Raw genomic sequence first — 15,932 nt, 5'->3', positions numbered from 1 at the left:
TCAGGTGAGGACGGCGGCGAGCCACGCGCCGCCGAGCAGCGCCGGGCCGAACGGCACCGGCGTGTCCCGGCGTACCCGCCCGGCGGCGAGCAGGACGAGCACCGCGACTCCGGCGAGCACGTGCGGCAGGAGCAGCCCGAGCCGCAGCGCCGGCCAGCCGAGCCAGCCCAGCGGCAGTCCGAGCGCGGCGGCGAGCTTCACGTCGCCGAAGCCGAGCCGGGCGCGGGGCAGCAGGGACAGCAGCGCGTACCCGATGAAGGAGAGCGCGGCCCCGGCCACCGCGACGGCCAGGCGGCGCGGTTCGCCGGTGGCCGCCGTGGCCGCGGTGAGGCCGAGCCCGCCGCCGAGCGCGACCACGCCGACGAGCGGGTCGGGCAGCCGCAGCGCGGTCAGGTCGGTGACCGCGAGGACGAGCCCGGCGGCGGCGACCAGCAGCAGCGCGGGCAGTGCCGGGTCGGTGCCCCTGGTGGCGGCGAGCCCGCCGAACACCACGACGCCGACCAGGGCGAGCGTGCTCCGGCGCGGAGCGCCGCCAGGGAAAGCGGTGACGAAGGACCGGCCGACGGGCACCGCTACCCATCCGGCCGCCGCGCCCAGCAGCGCGATCCCCGTCACCAGCAGCGCCGACACGGGCCGGGACGCTACCGCCCGGCCGGCTCCCCGGCCGTCCCGTCGACGGCTGGTGGCGGGGACCGGCGGGGACGCTCGGTGCTCACCACCACCGCGACGCCGACCACGATGACCGCGCCGCCCATCAGCACCTGCGAGGTGATCGGTTCGGCGACGAACAACGCGCCGAGTGCCACCGCGACCACCGGGTTCACGTACGCGTACGTGGAGACCAGGGAGATCGGCGCGTGGGCGAGCAGCCAGACGTACGCGGTGAAGGCGATCAGCGAACCGGCCACCATCAGGTAGGCCATCGCCGCCCAGGACCGTCCGGTCACGTCCGCGAAGGAGAAGCCGCGCAGCTCACCCCGGGCCACGCCGACGAGCGCGAGCACCGCCGCGCCGGCGACCATCTCGTAGACGGTGGCCACGAACGGGTCGGCGGGCATCAGGATCTTCCCGGACAGGTACGAGCCGACCGACCAGCTCGTGGCGGCCCCGACCACCGTCAGCGCGCCTGCCACCGGCACGCCGTCCACCCCGTCGCGGGGCAGCACCAGCACGACGAGGCCGGCGAACCCGAGCGCCACCCCGAGGAACGTCCACGGTCGCGGCCGGTCCCCGCCCACGGTCCGCAGCACCACCACCAGCAGCGGCACGGTGGCCACCAGCAGCGCGGCCACGCCCGAGGGAACCGCGGCGCCGGCCGGACCCGACTCGGCGAGGACCACCAGCCCGTTTCCGCCGGCGAGCAGCAGCACGCCGATCAGCGCGGCGGAACCGAGCCGGCGCGGAGGCACCCGCAACGCGCCGGGCCCGCGCCGCAGGCGCAGCACCACGGCGAGCACCACGGCGGCGCCGGAGAACCGCATAGCCGCGGAGATCAGGGGCGGCAGGGACTCGACGGCTACCCGGATGCCCAGGTAGGTCGAGCCCCACAGCAGGTAGACCAGCACGAGTGCGGTCCAGATCAGCGCGGTGCGGGCCGGCGGCGTCGCGGAATCGACGACGTTCGTCGCACTCGTGGGGCGTGAGCTCATCGTCTGACCACGCTACGGTGGCCACGGCGTCGGCGTCCCCAGTTGGTGGCCGGCCTCTCAGCACTGGCGTACGCAGGAGGCGTTCATGTCGAACTTCGGTCCACCGGGTGGCGGCTCTCCCGACCCCTGGGGACGGCCCGACGACGGCTACGCCCCGCAGCCCGATCCCCGCTACGCCCCGCAGGGCGACCCGCGTTACGCCGCGCAGCCGGATCCGCGGTACGGCCCTCCGGGCGCGCAGCCGTACGGCCCGCCCGCCGACCAGTACGGCCCGCCCGACCAGTACGGCCCGCCCACCCAGCAGTACGGCCCGCCGGCCGATCAGTACGGGCCACCGACGCAGCGCTTCGAGCCGGGCCCGGCCTGGTCCCCGCAGCAGGGCCATCCGGGTGACCCCTATTCCGGGTCGCAGTACGGGGCCGGTCAGCCGCAGTACGCCGAGCCGACGCCGCCGAAGCGCGGGAAGGGTCCGCTGCTGGTGGTGGTGATCGTGCTGGCCGTGCTGCTGCTGGGCGGCGCCGGGGCGTACTGGATGCTGGGCCGGGACGAGCAGACGCCGACCGGCGGCACGACGGCCGCCACCCCGCCAGCCGCGGATCCGACCGGCGAGGCCGCGCCGCCGAGCGAGCCGGCCGACACGACGCCCACGACGGCGGCCCCGGCCTCCTCGACCGATCCGCGTTTCGTCAAGGCGGGCCAGTGCGTCGCCAACGAGGGTGGCGGCGGCCAGCCGAAGCTGGTGATCGCCGACTGCGCCCCGAAGACGTACGAGGTGCTGCGCCGCATCGATGGTGCGACGAGCGGCAAGAAGGACGCGGAGGCGAAGTGCGGGAAGGTGGCCGGTTACACCGACTGGTACTTCTTCGACAGCGAACTGGACACGCTCGACTTCGTGCTCTGCCTGAAGCGCCGCTGACCCTGTCCGCCTGTCGGTAACCAAAACTAGGGCTGTCTAGCGTGGATGCTAGACAGCCCTAGTTTTGTATCGAGGCCGACACGCGGTAGCCGCCTCTACGCGCATCTAGCCTGGTCGCTAGAGAACCCGATACTGTGCGATTCGTGGATCCGGTCCGCAACCCGTACGCACCGGGCGCCGGCCAGCGCCCGCCCGAACTCGCCGGGCGGGGGCGGGAACTGGACGTCTTCGACGTGGTGCTGGAACGGATCGCCCGCGGTCGCCCCGAACGCAGCCTGATGCTCACCGGCCTGCGGGGAGTCGGCAAGACGGTCCTGCTCAACACGCTGCGTTCCGAGGCGATCAACCACCTCTGGGGCACCGGCAAGATCGAGGCCCGGCCGGACCAGTCGCTGCGCCGCCCGATCGCCGCCGCGCTGCACATGGCGGTCCGCGAACTCGCGCCCCGGCACCGCGCCCCGGACCGGATCGACGCGTTCCTCGGCGTCCTCAAGGCGTTCGCGCAACGCTCCGCGTCCACCGGTCGGGGCGGCGCGGCGCCCAAGCTGCGCGACCGCTGGCAGCCCGGCATCGACGTACCGGCGAGCAGCGGGCGAGCCGACTCCGGCGACATCGAGATCGACCTGGTCGAGCTGCTCAGCGACGCGGCGGCGGTCGCCACCGACGTCGGCACCGGCATCGCGATCTTCATCGACGAGATGCAGGACGTCGGCGCCGAGGACGTCTCCGCGCTCTGCGCCGCCTGCCACGAGCTTTCCCAGCTCGGCGCGCCGCTCATCGTCGTGGGTGCGGGCCTGCCGCACCTGCCGGCCGTGCTCAGCGCCGCCAAGTCGTACTCCGAGCGGCTCTACCGCTACCAGCGCATCGACCGGCTCGACCGGATCGCCGCCGACCAGGCGCTCTGCGCGCCGGCCGAGCGCGAGGAGGTCGAGTACGAGCAGAAGGCGCTCGACCTGCTCTACGAGAAGTCCGGTGGCTATCCCTACTTCGTCCAGGCGTACGGCAAGGCCACCTGGGACCACGCGCCCCGCTCCCCGATCACCGCGGCGGACGTCCGGGTCGCCGCGCCCGAGGCGGAGGCCGAACTGGCGGTGGGGTTCTTCGGCTCCCGGTTCGAGCGGGCCACGCCCGCCGAACGCGAGTACATGCGCGCGATGGCCACGCTCGCGCTGGTGGACGGCGAGGAGGGCGGCCGGGACGACATGGACGCGGCGGTGCCGACCGCCGAGATCGCCCGCGCGCTCGGCCGCAAGCCGGCCAGCCTCTCCCCGGCGCGCGACGCGCTGATCAAGAAGGGGCTGATCTACTCCGGCGAGCGGGGGACGGTGGCGTTCACAGTGCCGCACTTCGGCCGCTACCTGCGTACCCAGCCCGCCTGACCGCTGCTCGTGAAACGGCCTCAGACCCGCGACCACGGTGGCGGGAAGACCACCTCGCCGGCCGGCGGTGACGGCTCGCCGCTCGCCGACGGCGGCAGCACCAGCGCCTGCCACGGCTCCCCCAGCCCGGACCAGGGACTGGTCAGGCCCAGCCGGTCCGCCGGGCCGAACCCGAACCGCCGGTAGTAGGCCGGGTCGCCCAGCACCACCACCAGCCGCTCGCCCAGTTCCGTCGCGGCGTCCAGCGCCGCCTGCACCGCCGCCGTGCCGTGCCCCAGCCGTTGCCGGTGCCGCGCCACCGCCACCGGACCCAGGGCCAGCGCCGGCCAGGTGCCGCGCTCGGTGCGCACGCCGACGCGTGTGAGCAGCGCGTACGCCACCACCTCGCCGCCGTACTCGGCGACCATGGCCAGCTCCGGAATCCACGCCGGGCTGTGCCGCAGCTCCTCGACCAGGCCGACCTCCGGTGGGGTGGCCACGTCGGGGCGGGCGAAGGCGGCGGCCAGCACCCGGGCCACCGGCGCCTCGTCGGCGGGGCCCTCCGGGCGCAGTCGCAGCGTCGTCACCCGCGCGACCTTACCGAACGCGACCGGTCCATCCGCGACGGTCGCTGAAATCGATACCGTTCGGACGTCCACGTCGGCCGATACCTTTCGTGTGTTGCGGGGATGACGACGCCTCCGACGGGGTAAGACTGAGCCATGAAGCCCGTGCGCTCCCTCGCCCGAGTCATGTTGAGCGGCATCTTCGTGGTCAGCGGCGCCCGTAACCTGCGCAATCCGGAACGCCTGGTGCAGGCCGCGGAACCGGTCACCGGGAAGGTCGCCCCGCTTATCCGGAACGTGCACCCCCGCATCCCCACCGACACGGTCTCGCTGATCCGGGCCAACGCCGCCACCCAGCTCGTCGGCGGTCTGATGCTCGCCACCGGCCGGTTCACCCGCCCGGCCGCGCTGGTGCTCGCCGGCTCCCTGATCCCGACCACCGCCGCCGGCCACGCCTTCTGGAACAACGAGGACCCGGCCGCGCGCAACAACAACCAGGTCCACTTCCTGAAGAACCTCGGCCTGCTCGGTGGCCTCCTCCTCGCCGCCGCCGACACCGAGGGCAAGCCGGGCCTGCGCTGGCGCGCCGGCCACCGCATCGACCACTCACGCCGGTCGGTCGAGCGCGCGGTCCGCACCGCTCGTCGCGAGGCGAAGATCGCCGTACGCTCCGCGGCGACCGCCCGCCGCATGCCCGGCTGACAAGCGTTTTCGTACGGCCACCACCCCCCGCAAGGCCACCAATCACCTGAACCGTCCGAGACCCGTTAACGCGGTGGAAATGTCAAAAACACGTGTGGGATCGGACACGGTCGCGTAACGCGGGAGGCAGCAACGTGAGGCGCCGTTCTAGGCTCCGTTCTGGACCTGGACGGGTACGACGACCTTGGTACGGGGGTGGCCACGCCATGCCGGCGACAGTCGGTAGACGGACCAACCGCCTCGCCCCGATCTCCCGCGTCGACCGCCGGATCATCGTGCGTCTCGGCGTCGTGGCCGCCGTGTCGTACGCCGCGTGGCTCGCCATCGGCGCCTTCGGACGGCCGTACAACTTCTTCGACATGAAGATCTACCACGGCGCGGTGCTGTGGTGGGCCGGCGGCAACGAGCTGTACGACTTCGTCGCACCGTCGACCACGCTGGGCTTCACCTACCCGCCGTTCGCCGCGCTGGTCATGCTGCCGATGACGTGGCTGCCGGTGGACGGCGCCGGTTTCGTCAACGCGCTCGCCAGCATCGGCGCGCTCGCCGTCGTCCTCGCCGCGCTGCTACGCCCCATCGTGGACCGCCTCGGCTGGCCGCTCTGGTTCACCGTCGGCATCGCCACCCCGCTCGCCGTGGCCATCGAGCCGTCCCGGGAGACGCTCGGCTACGGGCAGGTAAACCTGCTGCTGTTCGCGCTGATCATGGCGGACATGGTGGGCCTGCGCTGGCGGGCCAAGCGCGGCACCCACTACGAGACGGCCGACTCGCCGCTGGCCCGGTTCGTCTACAGCGGCGCCTGGGCCGGTGTCGGCATCGGGCTCGCCACAGCGGTCAAGCTCACCCCGGCGCTGTTCGTGGCGTACCTGATGCTCACCCGGCAGTGGCGGGCCGCGCTCACCGCTGTGGGCACCACGATCGGCGTGACCATCGCGACGTTCGGTGTGCTCGGTGAGGAGTCCCGCGCGTACTTCACCGGCGTGCTCTGGCAGACCGAGCGGGTCGGCGCGGCGGACATGACCGCCAACCAGTCCCTCGCCGGTCTGCTGGCGCGGCTCTACGACTCGATCGAGACGCCCGGCCTGCTCTGGCTGGCGTTCTCGGTGCTGATCCTGGCGCTGGGCCTGTCCCGGGCGATGAGCGCCCGCGCCGACGGCGACGAGCTGACCGCGTTCACGCTGGTCGGGCTCACCGCCAACGTGATCAGCCCGATCTCCTGGTCGCACCACCTGATCTGGGTCATCCCGGCGATCATCGTGCTGGCCGACGCCGCGGTACGCCGCCGCGAAGCCAGCCGCGGCCTGCCGCTGCGCGGCACCGGCGGCCCCTCGGCAAACGGGGTGCCGGCACTGCGCCCACCGATCTGGTACCCGACGTTGACCGGCCTGCGCCACGGCGTCGGGGCGCTCGGGCTCTACCTGCTGTTCCTGATCTCACCGATCTGGCCGTACGAGCACCAACTCCCCGAGGTGTCCCACTACCAGGACGGCCTGTTCGGCGCGCTGATGGAGAACTCCCTGGCCATCGCGCTGATCGTGCTCGTCGCGGCGCTGCCGTGGCGTCCCGGCGCCGAGCCGGCGTTCTACCACGAGCGGCTGGGCCGCACCGCCGCGCTCGCCGGCCGACGCTGAGCCGGCCGGTTCAGGGGCAGTTCACCCACTCCTCGGTGCCGTCGTCGAAGACCTGCCGCTTCCAGATCGGCAGCCGCGCCTTCACCTCGTCGACCAGCCGGGCGCAGGCGGCGAACGCGGCCGCGCGGTGCGCCGTGCTGACCGCCGCCACCAGCGCCACGTCCCCGATCTCCAGCGGGCCGATCCGGTGCGACACCGCCACCGCGTACACCTGCGGGTCGGCCGCGATCTCGGCCGCCACCTCGCGCAGCACCGCCTCGGCGGTGGGGTGGCCCTCGTACTCCAGCCGGGTGACCGCCCGCCCGTGGTCGTGGTCGCGGACCACGCCCTGGAAGGACACCACCGCACCGGCCCGGCGGTCGGCGACCGCCGCCTCGTGTTCGGCCAGGTCGAGCGGCCGGTCGGTCACCGCGCCGAGCACCACGCCTGCTTCCACTGTCACGACGTCTCCCGTCGGTTCGTTCGTCGCGCTCACCCGAACCGCTCCCCGGGGGTCAGCGGCAGCGGCACGAGCGGCACCCGGTCGCCGGCCGCGCCGCTGGTGCCGGGCCGGATCACCGCGAACCCGTCCGCACCGGCCAGCCCGCGCAGCATCGCCGAGCCGACGTGCCGCACCGGGTACGCGGTGCCGGCGACGCGGTCCCAGCGGGCCAGCGCCAGATGGGTGTAGTCGCCGCGCCCGGGAATCGGCTCGGCCAGCGTCACGTGCGGGAGCACCGGCATCTGCCGGCCGGTGAGACCGGCGAGCAGGGGCGCGACGAGCGACACCAGCGCCACCACCGCCGACTGCGGGTTGCCGGGCAGACCGGCCACGAACCGCACCCGCCCGTCGCCGTCCACCAGCCGGGCCAGCAGCATCGGGAAGCCCGGACGCACCGCCACGGTGTTCACCACGTAGTCGGCGCCGAGCGCCTCCAGCGTCGGGTGCAGGTGGTCGACCGGGCCGTGCATGGTGCCGCCGGTCGTGCAGACCAGGTCGGCGTTGGCGAGCGCGCCCCGCAGCGCCGCCACGTGCGCGGGCAGCGTGTCGGCGACCGGGCCGACCACGTCGGCGGCGCGCACCTGGCAGCCGTAGCGGCGCAGCCAGGCCGGCACCGACGGGCCGAGCGCGTCACGGACCCGGCCCGCGCCGGGCGGACCCGAGGTGAGCAGCTCGTCGCCGAAGACCAGCAGCGCGGCCCGGGGTGGGCGGCGGACCCGCAGCGTGTCGTGCCCGCAGGAGGCGGCCAGGCCGATCACCGCCGGGTCCACCGGCGTGCCGGCCGGCAGCAACTCCTCCCCGAGGGACGCCTCCTCGCCCGGCTCCCGCCACTCCGGCGCCGGGCGAGGCGTGCCGGCCACCAGGCCGTCCGCCGTCCGCGTCGACTCCTCGATCCGCAGGATCGCCGTCGTGCCCGCGGGGACCATCGCGCCGGTGGCGATCTCGACGGTGCTGCCGTCGGCCTTCAACGGGGGTGCGGTCTGCCCGGCGAGCACCCGGCCGGCGACGCGCCACGGCCCCGCGCCGCGCACCGCCCAGCCGTCCACGCTGGAGGTGGGGAACGCTGGCAGGTCTGTACGCGTGGTCAGCGGCTCGGCCAGGGTGTGCCCGTCGGCCTCGGCCAGCGGCCGGGCGACCGCGGGGAGCGCGGCGGACAGGCCCACCGCGTACACCCGGGAGCGGGCCTCCTCCCACCCGGCCGGTGGTGGCGTGCCCGCCTCGGCCGCGGCGGCTTCGGTTTCCGTGCTCATCCGGCGAGCCTAACGCCGGGGCACGTGCCTCGCGGGTTCAGTGGTCGCCGCCGCGAAGCTGGTCGACGGCGTGCCGCAGGATCGGCCCGAGCACCGCCAGTCCGTCCCGGGCGCCGCCGCGTGAACCGGGCAGGTTGACCACGAGCGTCCGGCCGGCCACCCCGGCCAGGCCCCGGGACAGCGCCGCCGTCGGCACTGTGTCGCGGCTGTGCGCGCGGATCGCCTCGGCGATGCCGGGGATCTCGTAGTCGAGCAGCGCACGGGTCACGTCGGGTGTGCGGTCGGTCGGGGTGATGCCGGTGCCGCCGCTGGTCAGCACCACGTCGACGCCGTCGGCGCGGGCCGCGCGCAGGGCGTCGCCGACCGGTTCGCCGTCCGGCACCACCACCGGCGCGTCGACCTCGCACCCCAGCTCGCGCAGCCCGGTCACGAGCAGCGGGCCGCTGGTGTCCTCGTAGACCCCGGCGGCGGCCCGGTTGGACGCCACGATCACCCGGGCCCGGATCACGGCCGGTCCTCCGGCCGGACCCACTCGCCGGTCTTGCCGCCCTCCTTGCGGAGCACCCGGACGGCGTCCACCGACGCGGCCGGGTCGACCGCCTTCACCATGTCGACCAGCGCCAGCCCGGCGACCGCCACCGCGGTCAGCGCCTCCATCTCGACGCCCGTGCGGTCGGCGGTCTTCGCAGTGGCGGTGATCTCCACCGTGTCGGCGGTGAGGTCGAGGTCGACTGTGACGCCGTGCAGCGCGATCGGGTGGCAGAGCGGGATCAGGTCAGGGGTGCGCTTGGCGCCCATGATGCCGGCGAGCCGGCCGACGGCGAGCGCGTCGCCCTTGGGCAGGCCGTCGCGGCGCAGCAACTCCACCACCTCGGCGGTGGTGCGGAGACGGCCGGCGGCGACCGCGAGCCGGCCCGAGACCGGCTTGGCGGAGACGTCGACCATCCGGGCCGCACCGGCCGGGTCGACGTGGGTGAGCTGCGCGGGTTCGGTCACGGCCCGACCCTATCCGCCGGGTACGACGCCGCGGGTGCTCCGGCCGGCGGCGGGGAGGAGCGTCGTGTCGGGTGCGCGTGCACGACGCCCCTCCCTCACCTGCCCACCGCCGATTCGCTGGGGGGAACTGACGGTGGGGGCCTCGTTCGGCCGGGTCCGCTCTGGCGGTGGACCCTCCCCGTGGCCGATGCCCGGGACGCTAACGAACGCCGCGATAAGAAATCGATAAGCCGGTTCAGGCAGGCGTCTCGGCGAGCTGTCGGCGCAGGTCGTGGCGCTCGGGCGCACCCATCCGCTCGAAGATCGCCAACGCGCGCTGCCGGTACCGTCGTGCCTGCGCCGGCTGCTTCTCCGCCAGGTGTCCGGCCAGGCCGTCGAGGGCGCGGGCCTGCTCGTACGGATGGCCGATCCGAGTGGCGATGGCGAGTGCCTCCTCGAAGACGGCCACCGCCTCGGCGGCTCGCCCCGTGGCTCCCAGGGTGACGGCCAGCTCGTTGCGTGCCCGAGCCTGGACGTCCCGCTCGCCGGACGCGGCGGCGGCCTCGATGGCGGCCTCGTGGTGCCGCAGCGCGTCGTCGTAGCGGCCGAGTTGCCGGTAGGTGCCGGCGAGGTCGCTGAGCGTCTCGGCACGGCCGAAGCCGTTGCCGGTGCGATCCCGCAGCGCGAGCGAGGCTCGGAGCAGGCGCTCCGCCGCGGCGTTCTGTCCCAGGCGGTATCTGAGGCCACCGAGATGCCCCAGTGCGTTCGACATGTGGAACGGATCCTGCTTGATCCGGGCGGCGAAGAGGTGCAGCCGATGAACCGCCATCGACTCGTCGTAACGACCGAGGTGGCGCAACGTGAGGCCGAGGTTCGGCAGGACCGGAAGGGTGTCCAGCGCGTAGCTGCGCAACGTCGTGCGATTGGCTTCGAGCGACTGGTGGAGTCGCCCGGTCAGCCAGTGCACGGCGCCGAGGTTGAACCGTGCCCGCTGCGCGCCCGATTCGTCACCGAGCCCGGTGAGGATCGACACGACCTCGTGCAGGTGCGCCGAGGCGTCCTGGTAGGCGCCGGTGCGTACGCTCGCAGAGGCGAGATAGTTGTGCATGAGGGCCACGGCGTGCCGGTCCCCGCACCGCTGGGCGGCGGCGAGACCCACCGCGTGCGTGGCCGATATGTCGTCGAAGTAACCGCGGATGTAGAAGAACCGCCAACCGGCGCGAGCCAGGCGCCACGCCATCGGTTCATGACCCTGGTCAGCCGCCTGACGGACGAAGGCGTCCAGGTTCGACCGCTGTTCCTCCAGCCAGTCCAGGTCACGGTCGACGCGTCCGGCGAGCAGATCCGGTCGAAGCGGTTCTCCGAGCCGCAGGTGCTGCGCGAGCACCCGGCCGTCCTCGATCGACGCGGACGCCCGCACCACCGAGTGCAACACGTGATCCAGCAGGTTCCGGATCGCCGGTCGCCCGGTCGTCGGCTCGTCCTCCTGCCGGGCCAGTTCGGCGGCGTAACGCCTCATCAGGTCGTGCAGGCGGTACCGGCCGGCCGAGGTCTCCTGCACGAGGTGGCGGTCCACCAGTTCGTCTAGGACGTCCGCCGCGTCTCGCAGGGGCAGGTCGGTGAGGGCGGCGACCATGGCGGTGTCGAGGTGGTTCCCGGCCGCCATCCCGAACGATCGGAAGGCTTTCCGGCACGCCTCGTCGAGCGGCTCGTACGACTCGGCGAACGCCTCCATCACGCTTCGCGCCTCGGCACGGAGACCGGGGAGGAAGATCGACCTGTGGCTCAACCTGTCGACAAGGTCGGAGATCCGCCAGTCGGGCCGATGTGCCAGCCGGGTGCCGGCCAGTCTGACGGCGAGCGGGAGGCAGCCGCAGATGTCGACCAGTTGTCGCGCGGCCTCCGGCTCGGCCGCCACCCGGCCGCTCCCGATGAGGGTGGCGAGCAGTTCGAGCGCCTCGGCCTCGGTGAGGACGGCGAGGGACACCGGCGGTCGTTCGGTGAGTGCCAGCAGGCGCCGCCGGCTGGTGACGAGGACGACGGCCGATCCGGAGACGGGTAGCAGCGGCTCGACCTGCCGGCTGTCGGCGGCGTTGTCGAGCACCACCAGCACCGAGCGCGCGGCCAGTTCGCGCCGCCACATCTCCTGCCGGTCGGGCAGTTCCAGCGGTATCCGGCCGGTCGGCACACCCAGCTGGCGAAGCAGCGTGTCCAGGGCCGCCGCGGGCCGCATCCGGGTTCGCACGCTGTGTCCCCGAAGGTCGACGAAGAGCTGCCCATCGGGGAAGCGCTCGGTCGACCGGGCGGCCACGTGCAGGGCGAGAGTTGTCTTGCCGCAGCCCGCCATGCCGTCGATCACCCGAATCGTCGGGCCGGAGCCGGGTGCCTCGCGCACTTCGCGCAACAATCGATCGACCATTTCCTCCCGGCCGACGAAATCCATCACTGTCCGGGGCAACCAATTGCGCTTATGCGCAGCACTCCGGATCGCTTCCACCTCGTGCGCCGATTCCGGAATCCGGCGTCGGGCCCGGGCCGCGACCATACGAAGTCGCTCCATCTCCGCGCTCGGCGGCACGCCGAGCTGGTCGGACAACGCCTCGCGAGTGGCGCGGTAGACGGCGAGGGCGCCTCCCGGGTCACCCGCCTGGATGAGCGCGCGCATCAGGAGACACTGCGCCCGCTCGCGCAGCGGCTGATGCGAGACGTGGTCACGCAGTAACGACACCGCTGATTCGGGGCGTCCGAGGCTGAGATACGCCTCGGTCAACAGTTCCAGCGCCGCCTGGCGTTCCTCACTGACGGCCTCGCGCTGAACGGCGAGCGCCGGCCCCAGCGCCAAGCCGGCGAGCAGCGGGGCCGCCGCGTCGACCACCTCGACGAGCACGGAGGCCGCATGCGCGGCCTCCCCGTCGCGCATCAGATCCCGGGCACGGCGCAAGTGGAAGTTAACTCGATGAAGATCGATCAGGCTTGCGTCGATGAGGAGTCGGTAACCGCCTGGTTCCCGGACGATCCTCGGCGCGTCGCCCGCACCCGAGTCGAGGCTCCGACGCAGATTGGCGGCGTAGGTCCGGACGTTCGCGACAGCCGACCGAGGTGGCGCGTCCGGCCACAGCTCGTCCACCAGGTCGTGCAGCGTGACCAACTGGTTGGCCCGTACGGCGAGTAGCGCGAACACCAACTGCTGCTTGGGGGTTCCAAGCGGAAGGTCCACGGCGCCGAGCCGTACCGCCAGACCCCCGAGTACCCGGATTTCCACGCTGCTGTTCCAGCCTCGGCCGGCAACCTGCCCACCGGAGCGACAGCGTAATCGATTCGTCACAAAGGCGTCGTCCCGGCTCAGACGCCGGGCGGACAGCCGGTCGGCGCCCTCGTCCGACACGGCTGCCGAAGTGGCCCGAAGCACGGTTGTAATGTTTCGCCGCCGACGCGACGCTACTGACGGACTGAGCGGTCCCGCGCTATTCGATGCATTCAGCGACGGCGCGGGTACCCAAAGGAGACAGCCTGGCTTCGCTCTGCAAGCACGCCATGGACAGAACGTCATTTAAGCTGCAATAGTTACTTATATTGCGCATACCGACATTAATTCTTTCAGACCCACTCGAATATCCCCTAATCTTCCCTCAGTCAGCAAGGCGCGGAAACGCACCGAGAAGGCACAGGGCAGCCGGCGGCAATGCGCGGCAGCGGATCGAAGTAACGACTTCAGTCCGTGACCATTCCGCCCCGGAGCGATATTCGAGGAGGGCAGCACAATGCGCAGCACCGAATGGGGATGAGTTTCCCGGACCCGGGTGAAGCGGTAGGCTGCCGCTCATCGCATACCGACGGTGAGCGGCGGGTGACGCGGGTTGAGCCGAACCACGGAAAGCCGAACGGCTGTCGACCCGCACCTGCTCGGGATCGTCTACACGTTGGTCGCGGGGGCGACGATCGTCGCCCTCACCGCGATCTACTCCGCCCGTACGCAACACCCCGACTCCGCACGTGACTTCGTCACCGTCATCGCACTCGTCCTCACGGTGACGCTGGCCACCGTCATCAAGACCCGTCTGCGGATCCGCTCCACCACCTTCTACTTCGCCTGGGTCGAGACCGCGATCGTCATCGGCCTCGCCGTCGCTCCACCCTCGTGGGTCGTCCTGGCCACCGGGATCGGCGTGGCGTGCGGATCAGTCACCCGCCTGGCACCCATCAAGGTGGCATTCGCCATCGCGAAGCACACCCTGGTGGCCGGCGGAGCCACTGTCGCCACCCTGTTGCTGGGAAGCGCCTGGCCGCCTCGGGAGCCACTCGGCATCGTCCTGCTGCTGGGGTTCGTCTACCTGGTGGCCGCAGTCCTCGACGACGTCCTCGCGATCCCGGTCATCGCGCTCGCCTCCCGCACGCCGATCCTCCAGCAGTTCCGCGACGACCTCGACCTGCGGATCGCCGGATTCGGCCTGCGCTTCCTGGTGGCCGCCAGCACCGTACTCATCCTGCGGGTCGACCCCCGCCTGTTGCCCGCCGTACCCGCGCTGGTGCTCAGCCTGCACCTGGCCTACTCCAGCCGGATCCGCACCCGCACCGAGCAGCAGGCATGGCAGCGCCTGGCCCGCGCCACCGACGCCCTCAACGTGGTCGACCTCGACCAGGTGCTCACCACAGCGGTCACCGAGGCCAGCGAACTCTTCTCCGCCGACGAGGTCGAGATCGAACTGCGCGACGGCGGACGCACCATCCGGGGCAACGGCACGGACATCGCCTACGACGGAACAGCCCCCCGGCCCAGCGCCGTCGACGGTCAGATCATGCCGATCGTGCTGGAGGGCCACGACCGCACCGACGACGTCGGCGTACTGCGGCTGCGGTTCGCCGGCCCGGTCGAGCTCTCCGAACGCGAGCAGTACACCCTGCGTACCTTCGCCTCCGCCCTCTGCACCGCGGTCCGCAACGCCCAGGCGTACGCCGAACTCGCCCGCATCGCCGAGGACCACGCCTACGCCGCCACCCACGACGCCCTCACCGGCCTGTCCAACCGGCGGCACCTGCTCGACGAGGGCAGCGCCCAGCTCACCAGCCGGCACGCCGACGGCGTCACCGCCCTGGTGCTGATCGACCTCAACCACTTCAAGGAAGTCAACGACACCCTCGGGCACGGCGCCGGCGACCAGGTGCTGATCCAGGTCGCCGACCGCCTCCGCGGCGCGGCCCGCCCCGACGACCTGGTCGCCCGGCTCGGCGGCGACGAGTTCGCCGTACTCCTGCGCGGCCTGCCCGCCCCCGCCGTCGCCGCCCACCGCGCCGAGGCCCTGCTCGCGGCGCTGCACGACCCGCTCGACCTCGACGGCATGCGGATCAGCGTGGAAGCCAGCGGCGGCATCGCCGTCGCCCCCGCCACCGGCGGCATGGCCGAACTGCTACGCCGCGCCGACGTGGCCATGTACCAGGCCAAACGCGCCGGCCAACGCGTCGCCACCTACGCGCCGGCCCGCGACACCGCCGACCTGAGCCGGCTCACCCTCGGCGGCGAACTGCCCCGAGCCGTCGCCGACCACGAGTTCACCGTCAACTTCCAGCCCATCGTCGACCTCGGCAGCGGCGAGGTGATCGGCGCCGAGGCACTCGCCCGCTGGCACCACCCCACCCACGGGCTCATCGACCCGCTGCGCTTCCTCGAAGCGGTGGAACGCTCCGGGCTGCTCCCCGCGTTCGCCGAGGCCATCCTCGACCAGGCCCTCATCGCCGCCGGCTCCTGGCGCGCCGCCGGCTTCGACCTGCCCGTCTCGGTGAACGTGTCCCCGCGCAGCCTGCTCGACGCCCGCTTCCCCGGCGCCGTACTGGCCCGGCTCCGCGCCCACGACCTCCCGCCGGACCGGCTCGTCCTGGAGCTGACCGAGACGCTCACCCTCAGCCAACTCGACGTCGTCGACCGCGTCCTCAGCCGGCTGCGGGACTCCGGCGTCCGGCTCGCGCTCGACGACTTCGGCACCGGATACTCGTCGCTCTCCCTGCTCTCCCGAATCCCCGTACACGAACTGAAGATCGACCGCAGCTTCGTCGGCGCCATGGAGACCGCGCCCGAAGCCGCCGCCGTCATCCGCTCCACCCTCGACCTCGGCCGCAGCCTCGACCTCACCGTCGTCGCCGAAGGCGTGGAGAGCGAACCGCAACGCCGCGCGCTCTGGGAACTCGGCTGCGCCGCCGGGCAGGGCCACCTGTTCGCCCGGCCACTGCCCGCCGCCGCGCTCCTCGCCGCCCTCCAACGCGGCCACGGCGGCCGGACCGGCGCACTCGCACCCGCACTGCACGACACCGGGGCCGTCATCCGCCTCCCCGGCCGCCGCACCGGCCGCACCCGCCCGGCACCCCCCGCCGCCAGCGACGCCCGGCAACCCTGACCCGGCCGGGGCACCCCG

13 protein-coding genes are annotated in these 15,932 nt (G+C 72.9%); 5 read left to right on the top strand and 8 right to left on the bottom strand.

The window, feature by feature from the left end:
* Both OC439_RS08445 and OC439_RS08440 read right to left on the bottom strand, forming a co-directional pair.
* On the bottom strand, window positions 1-630 hold the full coding sequence (locus OC439_RS08445) for a prepilin peptidase (RefSeq protein ID WP_262012945.1): 630 nt from the start codon (window positions 628-630) through the stop codon (window positions 1-3).
* An 11-nt stretch (window positions 631-641) separates the two neighbouring features.
* The gene (locus OC439_RS08440) at window positions 642-1,649 is read right to left on the bottom strand and encodes an EamA family transporter (protein ID WP_262012944.1); all 1,008 of its coding nucleotides are present in this window, start codon (window positions 1,647-1,649) and stop codon (window positions 642-644) included.
* Between the two features lie 85 nt (window positions 1,650-1,734).
* On the opposite strand from OC439_RS08440, the gene OC439_RS08435 reads away from it, so the two are divergent.
* Window positions 1,735-2,565 carry a flagellar basal body protein FliL gene (locus OC439_RS08435; protein ID WP_262012943.1) on the top strand — a complete coding sequence of 277 codons (831 nt, stop codon included), beginning with the start codon at window positions 1,735-1,737 and terminating at the stop codon, window positions 2,563-2,565.
* Between the two features lie 143 nt (window positions 2,566-2,708).
* Window positions 2,709-3,944: an ATP-binding protein gene (locus tag OC439_RS08430; protein ID WP_262012942.1), complete on the top strand. Its 1,236-nt coding sequence runs from the start codon at window positions 2,709-2,711 to the stop codon at window positions 3,942-3,944.
* Window positions 3,945-3,964: 20 nt separating this feature from the next.
* Here the strand turns inward: OC439_RS08430 and OC439_RS08425 are convergent, their stop codons facing one another.
* Window positions 3,965-4,510 carry a GNAT family N-acetyltransferase gene (locus tag OC439_RS08425; protein WP_262012941.1) on the bottom strand — a complete coding sequence of 182 codons (546 nt, stop codon included), beginning with the start codon at window positions 4,508-4,510 and terminating at the stop codon, window positions 3,965-3,967.
* A 135-nt stretch (window positions 4,511-4,645) separates the two neighbouring features.
* On the opposite strand from OC439_RS08425, the gene OC439_RS08420 reads away from it, so the two are divergent.
* Both OC439_RS08420 and OC439_RS08415 read left to right on the top strand, forming a co-directional pair.
* Window positions 4,646-5,191, top strand: a complete 546-nt coding sequence (locus OC439_RS08420; RefSeq protein WP_262012940.1) for a DoxX family protein — start codon at window positions 4,646-4,648, stop codon at window positions 5,189-5,191.
* A 206-nt stretch (window positions 5,192-5,397) separates the two neighbouring features.
* Window positions 5,398-6,822, top strand: coding sequence for a glycosyltransferase 87 family protein (locus OC439_RS08415; RefSeq protein WP_262012939.1), 1,425 nt, complete (start codon window positions 5,398-5,400; stop codon window positions 6,820-6,822).
* Window positions 6,823-6,832: 10 nt separating this feature from the next.
* On the opposite strand, the gene OC439_RS08410 is transcribed toward OC439_RS08415, so the two are convergent.
* The 5 genes from OC439_RS08410 to OC439_RS08390 form a co-directional block, all read right to left on the bottom strand.
* The gene (locus tag OC439_RS08410; protein WP_262013026.1) at window positions 6,833-7,258 is read right to left on the bottom strand and encodes a molybdenum cofactor biosynthesis protein MoaE; all 426 of its coding nucleotides are present in this window, start codon (window positions 7,256-7,258) and stop codon (window positions 6,833-6,835) included.
* Between the two features lie 35 nt (window positions 7,259-7,293).
* Window positions 7,294-8,553, bottom strand: coding sequence for a molybdopterin molybdotransferase MoeA (locus tag OC439_RS08405; protein WP_262012938.1), 1,260 nt, complete (start codon window positions 8,551-8,553; stop codon window positions 7,294-7,296).
* 37 nt (window positions 8,554-8,590) lie between these two features.
* The gene (locus OC439_RS08400) at window positions 8,591-9,061 is read right to left on the bottom strand and encodes a molybdenum cofactor biosynthesis protein B (protein ID WP_262012937.1); all 471 of its coding nucleotides are present in this window, start codon (window positions 9,059-9,061) and stop codon (window positions 8,591-8,593) included.
* Window positions 9,058-9,549 carry a cyclic pyranopterin monophosphate synthase MoaC gene (gene moaC, locus OC439_RS08395; RefSeq protein WP_013289345.1) on the bottom strand — a complete coding sequence of 164 codons (492 nt, stop codon included), beginning with the start codon at window positions 9,547-9,549 and terminating at the stop codon, window positions 9,058-9,060. Before moaC ends, OC439_RS08400 begins: the two co-directional genes overlap by 4 nt.
* A gap of 235 nt (window positions 9,550-9,784) precedes the next feature.
* Window positions 9,785-13,078, bottom strand: coding sequence for an AfsR/SARP family transcriptional regulator (locus OC439_RS08390; RefSeq protein WP_262012936.1), 3,294 nt, complete (start codon window positions 13,076-13,078; stop codon window positions 9,785-9,787).
* Between the two features lie 307 nt (window positions 13,079-13,385).
* Here OC439_RS08390 and OC439_RS08385 point away from each other — a divergent pair, with 307 nt between their 5' ends.
* Window positions 13,386-15,914 carry a putative bifunctional diguanylate cyclase/phosphodiesterase gene (locus OC439_RS08385; protein ID WP_410054900.1) on the top strand — a complete coding sequence of 843 codons (2,529 nt, stop codon included), beginning with the start codon at window positions 13,386-13,388 and terminating at the stop codon, window positions 15,912-15,914.
* Window positions 15,915-15,932 lie beyond the last annotated feature (18 nt).

This window comes from Micromonospora sp. Mcm103, from assembly GCF_024519755.1.
GTDB classification, from domain to species: domain Bacteria; phylum Actinomycetota; class Actinomycetes; order Mycobacteriales; family Micromonosporaceae; genus Micromonospora; species Micromonospora aurantiaca.
This window is presented reverse-complemented; position numbering and strand designations above follow the sequence as displayed.

Excerpts from the sequence above, each read along its gene's own strand:
- OC439_RS08440 (WP_262012944.1), bottom strand. The coding sequence starts at position 1,649 with ATGAGCTCACGCCCCACGAGTGCGACGAACGTCGTCGATTCCGCGACG.
- OC439_RS08435 (WP_262012943.1), top strand. The coding sequence starts at position 1,735 with ATGTCGAACTTCGGTCCACCGGGTGGCGGCTCTCCCGACCCCTGGGGA.
- OC439_RS08405 (WP_262012938.1), bottom strand. The coding sequence starts at position 8,553 with ATGAGCACGGAAACCGAAGCCGCCGCGGCCGAGGCGGGCACGCCACCA.
- OC439_RS08415 (WP_262012939.1), top strand. The coding sequence starts at position 5,398 with ATGCCGGCGACAGTCGGTAGACGGACCAACCGCCTCGCCCCGATCTCC.
- OC439_RS08420 (WP_262012940.1), top strand. The coding sequence starts at position 4,646 with ATGAAGCCCGTGCGCTCCCTCGCCCGAGTCATGTTGAGCGGCATCTTC.
- OC439_RS08390 (WP_262012936.1), bottom strand. The coding sequence starts at position 13,078 with ATGACGTTCTGTCCATGGCGTGCTTGCAGAGCGAAGCCAGGCTGTCTC.